Annotated in this window: 16 protein-coding genes; 5 read left to right on the forward strand and 11 right to left on the reverse strand. The window is 71.1% G+C overall.

Features of this window, described 5'->3' with window-relative positions; genetic code table 11:
• Positions 1-563 (reverse strand): hypothetical protein (locus tag E4F61_RS11505; protein ID WP_133479804.1); only part of this gene is annotated, 563 nt, incomplete at its 3' end.
• Positions 560-1030: a hypothetical protein gene (locus E4F61_RS11510; protein WP_133479805.1), complete on the reverse strand. Its 471-nt coding sequence runs from the start codon at positions 1028-1030 to the stop codon at positions 560-562. The genes E4F61_RS11505 and E4F61_RS11510, both read right to left, overlap by 4 nt.
• Before the next feature lie 338 nt (positions 1031-1368).
• On the opposite strand from E4F61_RS11510, the gene E4F61_RS11515 reads away from it, so the two are divergent.
• Positions 1369-2076 carry a 2OG-Fe(II) oxygenase gene (locus E4F61_RS11515; protein ID WP_133479806.1) on the forward strand — a complete coding sequence of 236 codons (708 nt, stop codon included), beginning with the start codon at positions 1369-1371 and terminating at the stop codon, positions 2074-2076.
• Positions 2077-2080: 4 nt separating this feature from the next.
• On the opposite strand, the gene E4F61_RS11520 is transcribed toward E4F61_RS11515, so the two are convergent.
• Genes E4F61_RS11520 through E4F61_RS11530 form a run of 3 tightly spaced genes read right to left on the reverse strand, consistent with a single transcriptional unit; the run spans position 2081 to position 3757 of the window.
• Complete coding sequence (locus tag E4F61_RS11520) at positions 2081-2326, reverse strand: hypothetical protein (protein ID WP_133479807.1); 246 nt, start codon at positions 2324-2326, stop codon at positions 2081-2083.
• Positions 2327-2337: 11 nt separating this feature from the next.
• Positions 2338-2769 (reverse strand): response regulator, encoded by a 432-nt coding sequence (locus E4F61_RS11525; protein ID WP_133479808.1) that lies wholly within the window; start codon positions 2767-2769, stop codon positions 2338-2340.
• Positions 2770-2776: 7 nt separating this feature from the next.
• Positions 2777-3757, reverse strand: a complete 981-nt coding sequence (locus tag E4F61_RS11530; protein WP_133479809.1) for an ATP-binding protein — start codon at positions 3755-3757, stop codon at positions 2777-2779.
• A 104-nt stretch (positions 3758-3861) separates the two neighbouring features.
• Between E4F61_RS11530 and E4F61_RS11535 the strand changes: the two genes are divergently transcribed.
• Positions 3862-5682: an SLC13 family permease gene (locus tag E4F61_RS11535; RefSeq protein ID WP_238382902.1), complete on the forward strand. Its 1821-nt coding sequence runs from the start codon at positions 3862-3864 to the stop codon at positions 5680-5682.
• An 8-nt stretch (positions 5683-5690) separates the two neighbouring features.
• Here E4F61_RS11535 and E4F61_RS11540 read toward each other — a convergent pair whose 3' ends face one another.
• Positions 5691-6779 (reverse strand): PA0069 family radical SAM protein, encoded by a 1089-nt coding sequence (locus E4F61_RS11540; protein WP_238382903.1) that lies wholly within the window; start codon positions 6777-6779, stop codon positions 5691-5693.
• A gap of 179 nt (positions 6780-6958) precedes the next feature.
• On the opposite strand from E4F61_RS11540, the gene cls reads away from it, so the two are divergent.
• The 3 genes from cls (at position 6959) to E4F61_RS11555 (ending at position 9621) form a co-directional block, all read left to right on the forward strand.
• Positions 6959-8386, forward strand: coding sequence for a cardiolipin synthase (cls, locus tag E4F61_RS11545; protein ID WP_133479810.1), 1428 nt, complete (start codon positions 6959-6961; stop codon positions 8384-8386).
• 162 nt (positions 8387-8548) lie between these two features.
• Entirely contained in the window at positions 8549-8809 is a 261-nt protein-coding gene (locus E4F61_RS11550; protein WP_133479811.1) for a hypothetical protein, read from the forward strand.
• A 35-nt stretch (positions 8810-8844) separates the two neighbouring features.
• Entirely contained in the window at positions 8845-9621 is a 777-nt protein-coding gene (locus E4F61_RS11555) for a pyridoxine 5'-phosphate synthase (RefSeq protein ID WP_133479812.1), read from the forward strand.
• 480 nt (positions 9622-10101) lie between these two features.
• On the opposite strand, the gene E4F61_RS11560 is transcribed toward E4F61_RS11555, so the two are convergent.
• From E4F61_RS11560 to E4F61_RS14715, 5 genes are all read right to left on the reverse strand, one after another.
• Complete coding sequence (locus E4F61_RS11560; protein WP_133479813.1) at positions 10102-10524, reverse strand: ExbD/TolR family protein; 423 nt, start codon at positions 10522-10524, stop codon at positions 10102-10104.
• 9 nt (positions 10525-10533) lie between these two features.
• Positions 10534-10950 carry an ExbD/TolR family protein gene (locus tag E4F61_RS11565; protein WP_133479814.1) on the reverse strand — a complete coding sequence of 139 codons (417 nt, stop codon included), beginning with the start codon at positions 10948-10950 and terminating at the stop codon, positions 10534-10536.
• 38 nt (positions 10951-10988) lie between these two features.
• On the reverse strand, positions 10989-11762 hold the full coding sequence (locus tag E4F61_RS11570; RefSeq protein WP_133479815.1) for a MotA/TolQ/ExbB proton channel family protein: 774 nt from the start codon (positions 11760-11762) through the stop codon (positions 10989-10991).
• Between the two features lie 81 nt (positions 11763-11843).
• Entirely contained in the window at positions 11844-12494 is a 651-nt protein-coding gene (locus tag E4F61_RS11575) for an energy transducer TonB (protein WP_133479816.1), read from the reverse strand.
• A 156-nt stretch (positions 12495-12650) separates the two neighbouring features.
• Positions 12651-13000: tetratricopeptide repeat protein (locus E4F61_RS14715; protein ID WP_484482003.1), on the reverse strand; the 350-nt coding region annotated here is incomplete at its 5' end.

Here is a 13000-nt window from a genome sequence, read left to right on the forward strand (position 1 = left end):
ACGCCCGCGGTCTGGTTGATCTGGAGCACGCCCTGCGGACGCGCGAACGCCGAGCCGTCGATGCGCGCCTCGCGCGTCGGCGGCAGGACCGGCACCGCGTCGGGCTCGAGTGGCACGCCCGACGCCACCGCTGCGAGGGCGGTCACGTCGACGTTCTGGATGAGGTGGGCGCCGCCCTCGTCGCCGCCGATCGCCAGCACGTTGAGCTGCGCGTTCGCGGCGCCGGCCGCCTGGTTCACCGCGAGCACGCCGCGTCCGCCACCGAGCGCGGCATCGGTGATGCGGGCGACGGCGCCACGGGCGGCATCGCCGGCGGCCACCGCGGTGGCCTGCGCACCCGCCACGTGCGCGGCGTTGAAGCCGCCCTGCGCGATCGCGGCGAGGTTGGCCTGGGCGTTGCCGCGGCCGGCGACGAGGTTGATCGACGCGACACCCGACATCCCGCGCCCGGCGACGCCGTCGATGCGCGTCGCGAAGGTCGGCGGCGGCGGCGGGGTCGGCGGCTCGTCGGCCCACGCGGTGGTGGCGACAAGCGGCAGCACGAGGGCGAACGCGCGGCTCACGGGTGGCCTCCGAGGCCGCCGAGCGCCTGCGCGAGCGTGGACGTGACGACGTCGCCGATGCCGGACGTCGCGTGGCCGATCGCGCCGCCCGGGCCGGACAGGCCGGTGGGCGCGGTGCCCTGCGCGGTGGGGCCCAGGGCCAGGCCCGCCGGCATGAACTTCGCGCTGCGGGGGTCGCCGGTGTTCACGAGGCCACCTGCGCCGAGGGCACCGAGCACCTTGTCGTCGACGTGCTGGGCGACGAGGCCGTCCATGGCACTGCCGAAGGCGACGCCCGGGAACACCGGTGCCTGCACGGCGACCGGGTTGTCGGTCGCCCGGGGCAGCGCCGTGTAGGCCACGCGCGGCTCGACCGTGCGCGTGAGGATCAGCTGCGGGTCGGTCGCCTGCGCCGACTGCGCGCCCGCCGCGAGCGGCAGCGCGGCCGCCAGCAGGGAGATCAGCAGTCGCGGGTTCGGCAGGGACACGTCGGCGATCCGGTGCGATGGGTGCCAACCTCCACGCCAGTCCCGTGCCAACTTTTTAAGTGGTTGTTTAGAAACGTTTTCTACGCGTGCACGCCGCGGGTGCAGCGCGTGAAGGCGAAAGAAACGTTTCGTTCGTGAAACGTCACCGACCGCATACGAGCCTGTCCCTCGCATGAACACGACGGGTCTGGCAGCGGCGGTAGCGGGTCGGGAAGCCCGCGCTGGCACGGTTCTCGCCGTAGCAAGTCCGCGGCCGCGCGCCGTTACGGCGTGCGTTGCATCCGCGCAACGCGCGCCGCGTGCGAGGATCGCGCGTCCCCCGTGCCGCCCTGCCGCCGATGACGATCCCCGCGCCCGCCGACTTCATCCACGTCATCGAGAACGCGCTCGACCCGGCCTGGTGCGCCGCGGTGGTGGCGCGCCTGGGCGCCAGCCGGGACCTGCAGCCCGGCCGCATCGGCAGCGGCGTGTTCCCCGACATGAAGGACAGCCTCGACCTCACCCTGCTCGGCAAGCCCGAGTGGGACGACGTCGCCAACACGCTCAACACGGCGGTGATCGCCGGCCTGCGCGACTACGTGCGGCGCTGGCCGCATACGCTGGTCGCGCCGCTGATGCTCGAGGTGCCGGACGGCGCCAAGCGCCATCGCCTCACCGCCGAGCGCCTGCAGGCGATGGACGACGACGCGCTGACGCCGCTGCTGATGCACGTCTTCCGGCCGGGCGTGATCAACCTGCAGCGTTACACCGCCGGACGCGGCGGCTATCCGTACTGGCACTGCGAGCTGTTCCCGCGCGACGCGCACGGCGAGACCCTGCACCGCCACCTGCTATGGACGGTCTACCTCAACGACGGCTTCGCCGAAGGCGAGACCGAGTTCCTCTACCAGCAGCGCAAGATCGCGCCGAAGACTGGCTCACTGCTGCTCGCGCCCGCTGCGTTCACGCATACGCACCGCGGGAACCGCCCGCAGGGCGGCGACAAGGTCATCGCGACGAGCTGGGTGCTGTTCCAGCGCGCCGAGGCGCTGTTCGGCGCGCGCTGAGCGATCAGGCGGCCGGGTCACGCGCCGCGCCGCGTCGCCGGAACGCGCGATGGGCCAGCAGCGCAAGCGGCGTCCCGAGCACGAGCCACGTGGCGACGAAGCACCATTCGGACAGGCTCGCGTGGCCGACGGCCTCGATGCCCCAGCCGTCCTCCAGCCAGCGCCAGAACGGCAGCAACAGGAAGGTCAGGACGATGGCGACGGGCAGCGCCAGCGCCAGCGCGATCACCGCGGCGGCGAGTCCGCGCACGGGCGCCGGCTTCAGGGCCTCGCGTGGTTCAGCACGAGCCAGTACAGGCCGACCTGCTTGACCGCCCACACGAACTGTTCGAAATCCCCCGGCTTCTGGATGTAGCTGTTCACGCCGAGCGCGTAGGTCGCCTCGACGTCGAACGGCTCGGTGCTGGTGGTGAGCACCACGACCGGCAGCGAGCGCGTCGCTTCGTTGGCGCGGATCGCCTGCAGCACCTCGCGCCCGTCGACCTTCGGCAGGTTGAGGTCGAGCAGCACGAGCGACGGGAGGTCGGCGGGGTCGCGGTCGGCGAAGCGGCCACGTGCGAACAGGTAGTCGAGCGCCTCGGCCCCGTCGCCGACGACGGCGAGCTGGTTGGCGATCTTGGCCTCGTCGAAGGCGAGCCGGGTCAGCTCGACGTCGTCGGGATTGTCCTCGACCAGCAGGATTTCCTTGTGCATCGACGCCTCAGCTCTCCGCGGCGGGCAGTTCCAGCGTGAACGTGCTGCCCTGTCCTTCGATGGACGCGGGGCTCACGTCGCCGCCATGCCGCTGCGCGATGCGCTGCGCGATCGCGAGGCCCAGGCCGTGGCCCGCGCCCTCCGCGACGCCGTGCAGGCGCTGGAACGGCTGGAACAGCTTGTGAGCATACTGCATGTCGAAACCGCGGCCGTTGTCCTGCACGGCCACGCGCAGGCGGTCGCCGACACGCTCGCCGCGCACGGCGATGCGCGGCCGTTCCAGCCCGCGGGTGAACGTCCAGGCGTTTTCCAGCAGCGCGCGCAGCAGCTGCTTGAGCAGGCGCTCGTCGCCGTTCGCCATGAGCCCCGGCTGCACGTCGACCTCGACCTCGCGGCTGGGCTCGGCGTCCTGCAGCTCGGCCAGCACCCATTCGGCCAGCAGCGACACGTCGACCGGCGCGACCGTCATCGACGCGCTCGCCGCACGCGACAGCTCGCCCAGCGCGGCCAGCAGCCCCGACATGCGCGTGGCCGCGGCACGGATGCGCGAGAGGTGCATGCGTTCGCTGGCGTCGAGCTTGGCGCCGGCGCGGTCCTCCAGCAGCTTGGCGAAGCTCTCGATCGAGCGCAGCGGCGAGCGCAGGTCGTGCGCCACGGTGTCGGCGAACATCTGCAGCTGGCGCTGCTCGGCGGTGGTGTCGACGGCGGGCAGCCACTGCGCGAGCCACTGGCCCGCGGCCGGCCGCAGGTGCAGTTGGCCGTCGGGATGGCCCGGCAGCGCCAGCGGCGCGTCGCCGGCCCGCAGGCCGACGTCCACCAGCCGGGCGTCCAGCACGCCCAGCGAGTCACCGTCGCGGACGCCGAAGCGCTCGGCGAACGCGGCGTTGGCCGCGACCACGCGACCGTCGACGTCGACCAGCGCCGCCGGGACGGCGCAGGCATCGACGAGGGCTTCGATCGAGGGAGTAGCGGCGGCGTCGGGCGTCACGGGCACCGTCCAGGGCGCGATGGAAGCGGCGGAGTGTACGCATCGCGGGTGACGGCCCGATCCATGCGGCGCCCGCGCGTCGCTGTCGCGCGACGGATGGCAGGATGCGCGTTCATACGGACCCCGCCTCGATGGACCTGCACCAGATCCTGTTCCTGCTGATCCTCGCCGGATCGCTCTACCTGTTCGTCAGCGAGAGGCTGCGCGTGGACGTCACCGCGATGCTCACGCTGCTCGCGCTGGTGCTCACGGGCGTGCTCGATTCGAAGCAGGCGCTGTCGGGCTTCGCCAGCGAGCCGGCGATCATCGTCGCCGCGGTGTTCGTGATCAGCGGCGCGCTCGCGGCCACCGGCATCACCGAACGCCTCGGCCAGTGGATCGGCCGCGCGGCGGGCCAGCGCGAATGGCGCGCGGTGCTGGTGATCATGCCGGCGGTGGCGGCGCTGAGTTCGTTCACCCACCACGTGATGGTGACGGCGATGATGCTGCCGATCGTCACCCGCTTCGCGCAGGCGCGCGGGCTGTCGCCGTCGAAGCTGCTGATGCCGATGTCGCTGGCCGCCTCGCTCGGCACCACGCTGACGCTGGTCAGCGCGCCGGCGTTCCTGCTCGCCGCCGACCTGCTCGAGCGCAGCGGCAGCGGCGAGCTGCACATCTTCTCGATCACGCCGATCGGCCTGGCGCTGGTGGCGATCAGCATTCCGTACATGATGGTCGCGCGCTGGCTGCTGCCGCATCGCGCCGGCCAGGCGGCGGGTGACGACTGGATGCAGCTCGGCAGCTACCGCACCGAGCTGCGCATCGTCGAGGGCGGGCGCTGGAGCACGCGGCCGCTGGCCGAGCTGCGGCGCGCGCTCGGCGGCTCGTTCAAGCTGCACGGCTGGATGCGCGACGGCCACGTGCGCCGCGACCTCGTCGACGGCAGCCCGCTGATCGCCGGCGACGTGCTGCTGGTGGAGACGTCGGCCGATGCGCTGGCCTCGCTGCACGACGATCCGGGCCTCGACCTCAACGCACTGGCGCGGTTCGAGTCGCACGTGGACGGCGACGGCGAGCCGCAGCTGGTGCAGGCGCTGGTGGCCCCGGCCTCGGAGTTCATCGGCCGCTCGATCCGCGAGCTCGACTTCGCGCGTCGCTTCCACGCGGTGGTGGCCGGGCTGTGGCGGCGGCGCGGGCCGCAGTCGCTGCGCCTGGCCGACGTGCGCCTGCGCGAGGGCGACCTGCTGGTGCTGTTCGGGCGCGCCTCGCGCCTCGCGGAACTCGCCTCGCACCACGGCTTCCTGATGCTGATGCCGTTCGGGGGCGAGGCCAAGCGCCGGCTGCGCGCCCCGCTGGCGCTGGCGATCCTCGCGGCCACGGTCGTCGCCGCGGCGACGGAGTGGCTGGCGGCGCCGCTCGCCTTCCTGTTCGGTGCGGTGGCGATGGTGGCCACGCGCTGCGTTGACGTCGACCGCGCCTACCGCGAGATCGACGTGCGCGTGTTCGTGATGATCGCGGGCGTGATCCCGCTGGGCGTCGCGATGGAATCCACCGGCACCGCGCAGCTGCTCGCGAACGGGCTGCTGCGCGTCGTCGCCGACTGGCCCGCGCTGGCGGTGCTGCTGGTGATGTTCGGCGTCGCCGCGCTGCTGACGCAGATCCTGTCCGACGGCGCGACCACCGTGCTGCTGGCGCCCGTCGCGCTCAACCTCGCGCACGGACTGCACCTCGCACCCACCCCGTTCGTGGTGTGCACGGCGCTGGGCGCAGTGGTCGCGTTCCTCACGCCGATCGGGCACCACGGCAACCTGCTGATCCTCGGGCCGGGCCAGTACCGCTTCGGCGACTTCCTCAAGATCGGGCTGCCGCTCACCGTGCTGATCGCACTGGTGTGCGCGTGGATGGCGCGCTGGCTGTGGCTGGGCGGGCCGCTGCTGCCGGGCTGACGCCCGCGCTAGAACAGCTCGCCCTGCGGCGTCGCCCGGCGCGGCGGCGCGAAACGGCTCGCATCGAGTTCGCCGAAGCGGCCGTAACCCAGGCGCGCACGCGCCTTGCGGAAGCGCTGCTGCACCAGCTGCGCGAACACGCCGGTGCCGGTCATGCGCGTGCCGAACCCGGCCTGGTAGTCCTTGCCGCCGCGCATCTGCTGCACGAGGCTCATCACGTGCGCGGCGCGGTCGGGATAGTGCAGCTCGAGCCATTCGCGCCACACCTCCTTCAGCTCGTTCGGCAGGCGCAGCAGCGTGTAGCCGGCCTCGCGTGCGCCGTGTTCGAACGCGGCTTCCAGGATGTGCTCCATCTCCATGTCGGTGATCATCGGGATCACCGGCGCGACCATCACGCCGACCGGCACGCCGGCCTCGCTCAGCGCCCTCATCGCGCGCAGCTTCGAATGCGGTGCCGACGCGCGCGGCTCGAGCTTCGAGGCCAGGCGGTTGTCGAGCGTGGTCACCGAGAAGTGCACGCTGACGAGGTTGTCGCGCGCCATCGCCGCCAGCAGGTCGACGTCGCGCTCGATCAGCGCGCTCTTGGTGACGAAGCTCACCGGATGCTTCGTTTCCGCGAACAGCTCCAGCACCGCTCGGGTGATGCCGTAGCGCCGCTCGATCGGCTGGTACGCGTCGGTGTTGATGCCGAGCGCCGTCACCTGCGGCACGTAGCCGGGCTTGGCGAGCTCCTCGCGCAGGCGCTCGACGGCGTTGGTCTTGGCGAACAGCTTGGTCTCGAAGTCGAGCCCGGGCGACAGGTCGAGATAGCTGTGCGTCGGCCGTGCGAAGCAGTAGACGCAGCCGTGCTCGCAGCCGCGGTAGGGATTGAGCGACTGCGAGAAGCCGACGTCCGGCGACTGGTTGCGCGTGAGGATGCTGCGCGCGCGTTCCTCGGTGACGGTGGTCGCCGGTTTCGGCGCTTCCGCGAGGTCCTCGTAGACCGAGCCCCAGCCGTCGTCGACGCCTTCGACCGTGGTGGCGTCGAAACGCGAGGCGACGCGCGACGCGGCGCCGCGGCCCTTGATCGGCTTCATCGGTTTGCGCGCGTCGGTCATGCCGGGATTTTCGCGCGCGTGCGTCTCAGCCTGTGGGACGTGCGCGTCGAGACGGGCGTGACGCCAGCGGCCGTAAGATCGGGAACGCCCCTTCGCCGTGACCGCATGACGCCGCACCGTCCGCCCTCCGTTCCGGCCCCTCGCCGGCTGCCCGCCGCCGGCCCGTCGCGGGCTGCGCGATGACGGCGCTGCTGGACTGGCTGCACGCCGCGGCGCATGCCCACCCGCTGCGCTTCGACCTGTTCGCGGCCGGCTGGCTGGTCTACCTGATCGGTCTCGGGCTGTGGATCGTCCTGCAGAAGCGCGAGCCGGCGGCGACGCTGGCCTGGCTGATCAGCCTCGCGGTGCTGCCGTACCTGGGCTTCGTGATCTACTACTGGTTCGGCCCGCAGCGCATCCGTCGCCAGCGACTGCGTCGCGGACGGGCGCGGGCGCGATTGCCGCTGGCGGACGGCGACGCGGCGGACGCCGAACTCCGGGAGCTCGCGCGCCTGGGCCAGGCGACCACCCGCCTGCCCGCCTCCACCGCCAGCGACGTGCGCCTGCTGGTCGACGGCGGCGCCACGTACGACGCGCTGGTCGAGGCGATCGCAGGCGCGCGCGAGCACGTGCACCTCGAGTACTACATCTTCGAGCCCGACCGCACCGGCACGCGCGTGCGCGATGCGCTCGTCGAGCGCGCGAAGGCGGGCGTCACGGTACGCCTGCTGGTCGACGCGGTGGGCTCGGCGCGCCTGCGGCGGCGCTTCCTCGCGCCGCTGGTGGAGGCCGGCGGCGAGGTCGCCTGGTTCCATCCGATGCTGGCGCCGTGGCGGCGTCCGTGGCTCAACCTGCGCTCGCACCGCAAGATCGTGGTGGTGGACGGGCGCATCGCCTTCACCGGCGGCATCAACGTCACCGACGAGGAGGACGAGCGCCTGCGCGCGGACGCCTACCGCGACCTGCACCTGCGGATCGAGGGCGAAGTGGTCGGCGCGCTGCAGCAGGTGTTCCTCGAGGACTGGATCTACGCGACCGGCCAGCGCGCGCCGAGCATCCCGCGCGTCGCGCCCGCGCGCGGCGCGGTCGATGCGCAGGTGCTGGTCTCCGGGCCCGACGGCCCGTGGGAGCCGATCCATCGCCTGCACGTGGCGGCGATCCATGCCGCCCGGCAGCGCGTCTGGCTGGCGACCCCCTACTTCGTGCCGGGCGAGGCCGCGATGATGGCGCTGACCTCGGCGGCGCTCGCGGGCCTCGACGTGCGCCTGCTGGTGCCGTCGCTCAGCGACTCGCGCCTGGTCACCTACGCCGCGCGGTCCTACTTCGACGACCTGCTCGCGGCCGGCGTGCGCATCCACGAGTACGGGCCGCGGCTGATGCACACCAAGGCGCTGCTCTGCGACGAGGACGTCGCGATCATCGGCAGCGCGAACTTCGACTACCGCAGCTTCCGGCTCAACTTCGAGGTCTCGATGCTGTTCCGCGACGCCGGCATCGCCGCGTCGCTCGCCGAACTGCTGCAGCACGACATGGCGCAGGCGCCGCGCGTGCGCGCCGACCGCCGCCGCTCGTTCCTGCGCGCGCGGCTGCCGGAGTCGCTCGCGCGGCTGATGTCGCCGTTGCTGTAGGTCGCGCCGGGCCGTGGGCGTCGCGGATGGGCGGGACCCGCGGGTCCCGGCGCGTTGCGCCCGCGTGGTGCGGCGGCATGACGGGCGGTCCGTCCGGGCGCGCGGGCGGGGCGAACCGCCGCGCGGCGGGGCTAGACTGCGGCGGACGGGGGAGGAAAACGCATGTCCTGGCTCTATCTGCTCCTGGCCGTCGCGGCACTCGCGATCGCGTTCAAGACCGCCACCGCGGGCGTCATGGTGGTCGCGCTGCTGGCCGCGTTCGGCCTACTGCTCGCCTGGTTGATGGGCCTGCTGGCTGCTCGCGTGGAAAGCCGCAGCGGCGACCCGACCATGATCGTCGACCCGGCCGAGCTGATCCGCCTGCGGGAGCAGGCCGAAGCGCGCCGCGCCGCCGCGTCGATGGGCACGCCGCCCGACGCCTGAGGGGCTCCGCCCGCGCCTCGGCGTACGATGCGCGGATGACCCACCTCAGCGTCAACGTCAACAAGATCGCGGTGCTGCGCAACTCGCGCGGCGGCGACGAGCCCGGCGTGGTGCGCGCCGCGCGAACCTGCCTCGACGCGGGTGCCTTCGGCATCACCGTCCATCCGCGTCCGGACGCCCGCCACATCACCGCCGACGACGTGCATGCGCTCGCGGCGCTGACGCGGAAGCGCGGCGCCGAGTTCAACGTCGAGGGCAATCCGTTCGCGCCACCGCGAGCCGGCTACCCGGGCTTCCTGGCGCTGTGCGAGGCCGTGCGTCCGGCGCAGGCGACGCTGGTGCCCGACGGCGATGCGCAGATCACCTCCGACCATGGCTTCGACTTCACCGGCGACACGGGCCGGCTGCGCGAGCTCGTCGCCGCGTTGAAGGCGCTGGGGTGCCGGGTGAGCCTGTTCGTCGATGCCGATGCCGCGGCCGCGGCGCAACCGGCGGCGACGGGCGTCGAACAGGCGGCGTCGGTCGGCGCGGATCGCGTCGAGCTGTACACCGGTCCCTACGCCGCGGCCTTCGCGGCGGGCGAGGCCAGCGACGCGCTGCAATCGGCCGCGATCGTCGCGCAACGCGCGCAGGCGGCGGGCCTGGGAGTCAACGCGGGCCACGACCTGAGCCGGGTCAATCTTCCGGCGTTCCTGCGTGGCGTGCCCGGCGTGCTCGAGGTCTCGATCGGTCACGCGCTGATCGGCGACGCGCTGTACGAGGGGCTCGACACCACCGTGCGGCGCTACCGGGCGGCGATCGACGCCGCCTAGCGACGGGGGGCGGCGCGACGCTTCGACCCCGCGCGCCCGGGCTCGGCGCGTGGCGTTCGGAGTGCCTGGGCGCTTTGAGGCGCGACGGAATGCACGTCGACACGGCGCTTCCAGCAGCATTAGATGTCGTGAGCGCTACGGTCGCGGGTCTCGCAGTTGTCGCTGCGATTGACGGCGATCAGCGTGCCGTCCAGTACGCCCTCGGCGCCTGTCGATCCGCTGCCCGCCGGTCGACTGCGGCGCGGCGGCAGCCGTGTCGATGCTTCGCGGAATCGCGCCGCACGATGAGGCCGACGCGATGTTCGCCGCGTACCGGGGCAGGTGGCAGTACGCGGCGCTCGCGACACGGGTATGACCCAAACGGGGCCAACGCCGCACACAAAAAAACGCCGCCCGGAGGCGGCGTTTTCAACAAGGTAAGCAGCGTGTAGCGGTCCGGGCGGGCGACGGCGCGAAGCCGTTCTTGCTCCCGCCGCGGGGTCACTCTTCTTTCTGGACGAAACCGATCTTGTCCATGTCCGCGTTCTTCGCGTACGCCAGCACCTTCGCGAGTGTGTCGTACTCGGCCTGGCCGGCCACGTCGATTTCCAGACGCGGCTGGTTGGTCGGATCACGCTGCACGGTCTGGCGCATCAGCGATTCCAGCTGGCCCAGCGGCGTCGGCGCGTTGTCCCAGAACACGACGCCGGAGGCATCGATGCGCAGGGAGATCGGCGGCGGCGGCTCCTTCGGGTTCTCCGGCGGATTGAGCGTCGGCTGCGGCAGGTTGACGTCGATCGGGTAGGACGAGATCGGCGCCGTCACCATGAAGATGATCAGCAGCACGAGCATGACGTCGACGAGCGGCGTCACGTTCATGTCGGCCATCGGCGATGAACCGCCCGAGTCGGTCTTGAAAGCCATTACGGTTCCTCAGTGCTCTTTGGTGGCGACGAAGCCGACCTTGCGCATGCCCTGGTGCTGGGCCAGATCCACGTATTCCTTGAGGAGCTGGTACTTCGTCGTCTTGTCGCCGCGAACATTGACCTGCGGCTGCGGGACGCGCTGGGCCGTCACCGAGAGCTCGCTTTCCCGCGCGCTCTTGGTGATGGGCTCATCGTTCCAGAACACCGACCCGTCTTCCTTGATGGTCAACGTGACCGGCGGCACCGGCGGCATGTCCGTGCCCGCTTTGTCGAGCTTGGCCTCCGGCAGTTCCACCGCGATCTTGTGCTGCATGAGGGGCGTGGTGATCATGAAGATGATCAGCAGCACCAGCATCACGTCCACGAGCGGAGTGACGTTGATCTCGGCCATCGGGCCGCCGCTGTTGCCTGTACTGAAGGCCATGTGCCGTACTCCGGTTTATTCGTTCGACCGGCTCTGGATCAGCGCTTGACCGGGACTTCGCCGACGCGTGCACCGGTGGCGAAGAAGTCGTGCAGGTCGTGCGCGAACGTGTCGAACTTGTTGTTGGTGACGCGGTTCAGGCGGTTGAAGAAGTTGTACGCCAGCACCGCCGGGATCGCGACGAACAGGCCGAGCGCGGTCATGATCAGCGCCTCGCCGACCGGGCCCGCGACGGCCTCGATGCCCGCGTTGCCGCTGGCGCCGATGCGGATCAGGGCGCCGTAGATGCCCCACACCGTACCGAGCAGACCGACGAACGGCGCGGTCGAACCGACGGTGGCGAGCACGGTCAGGCCGGCTTCCAGGCGCGAGGACTCACGCGTGACGGCCTGGCGCAGGGCGCGGTCGACGAACTCCGAGCGGTTCAGCGACTCGACGAGGCGCGAGCCCTCGTGGCGCTGGTGGTGAGCGGCGGCCTGGGCGGCGTCGAGCGCGATCTTGGAGAACGGCTCCGAGCGCGGCTGCTCTTCCATGTAGCGGATGGCGTCCTGCGCGTTCGGGGTTTCCCAGAACGTGCTGATGACGCGATCCGACGTGCCGCGCAGGCGGATGTTCTTGATGAAGTTCATGACGATCCAGTAGATGGACAGGGTCGACATGAGCACGAGGGTGATGAGCACCACCCACGAGATGATGAATGCACCGGGGTCGCCGGTCATTTCACGAAGCAGGTGCAGCGGGCCCATCTGCGTCAGGGCAGATGCGGCGTTGCCTCCGGTGGCGGCGGCTTGGGCGAGGGTTTCCTGCAGCATGACGCTTACCTTTGTTGAGTAGTTGAAAGGTGGTGCAAAAAGTTACGGGCTTGGTATCGGTTTCGGGCGGGGGTCGCCGGATTACTCCAGCGACCACACCACCGGCACGACGGCCGTACCCGGATCACCCGGGCAGACCTTCCAGCGACGGACCGCCGTGACCGCGGCGCGGTCGAGGTCGCGGTTGCCGGCGCTCTTGCGGACGCTGGCGTCGGTGATGGTGCCGTCCGGCGTCCAGGTGACCTGCACGATCGTGGTGCCTTCGGCCTGCTCGCGCAGCGCCGTCGGCGGATAGCTCGGGCTGGTCTTGCTGCAGACGCTGGCCTGGCCGTTCACGACGTTCGGCGGCGGCGCCGGTGCCTTGGCGGGCGGCGCCGGCGGTGCCGGCGGCGGCGCGGGCACGTCGACCGGGCTCGGATTGTCGACGATCACCGGCGGCTGCTCCGGCGGCGGCGGCGTCGGCGTCGGCTGGACGATCTGCTGCTTCGGCGGATTCAGGATGAGCTGCTTGGGCGGCTCCTTCGGCGGCGGCGGCGGCGGGGGCGGCGGCGGCGGCTTGATCAGGTTGACGACCGTGACCTGCTCTTCTTCTTTCACGACCTTCGGCGCGGTGGCCGGGACGAGAATCAGAAGCAGTGCCGCGACGTGCACGGCGATAGCGGAGGAGATACCGGCGATACGCGCCCAGTTCAGTCCTTCGTTATCTCGAGTGGCGTGGGTGTATTGCGTCATGCGCCATTGCTCAGGAGGAATTTCCGGACGCCATGGCGCCGCGGGCGGTGTGCAACCCCACGGCCTTCACGGTCATGGGAATTTCCAAGCATATACCAAACGGCAGCAGCGGTTCCAAGCGTGTTTTGCGTGCTTGTGACCGCTGCCGCGATCAGATTATTTGCCCGGCAGTGCGAGGATCTTCTTGGCGTCCTCCGGATGCTTCACGCCCTTGGCCAGTGCCTGCTCCGCGGCCGCTTTCGCTTCGGAAATACGTTGCTCGTTGCGAAGCACGCCGGCGAGCGCGAGATAGGCCTCGCCGTTCTTGCCCATCGGCGCGGCCTTGCGGTAGGCGTCGATCGCCTTGTCGGTCTGCTCGGAGAAGTAGTACGACTGCGCGAGCGCGAGGTAGACGTTGTAGTCGGGCTTCAGCACGCCCTTCGTCATGCCCTCGTTGATGATGTCGATCGTCTGCTGTTCCTTGCCTTCGAGGTTGGCGTAGATCGAGAAAAGCTGGCGGTAGTCGG

This window comes from Cognatilysobacter segetis, assembly GCF_004359965.1.
Lineage (GTDB): Bacteria > Pseudomonadota > Gammaproteobacteria > Xanthomonadales > Xanthomonadaceae > Cognatilysobacter > Cognatilysobacter segetis.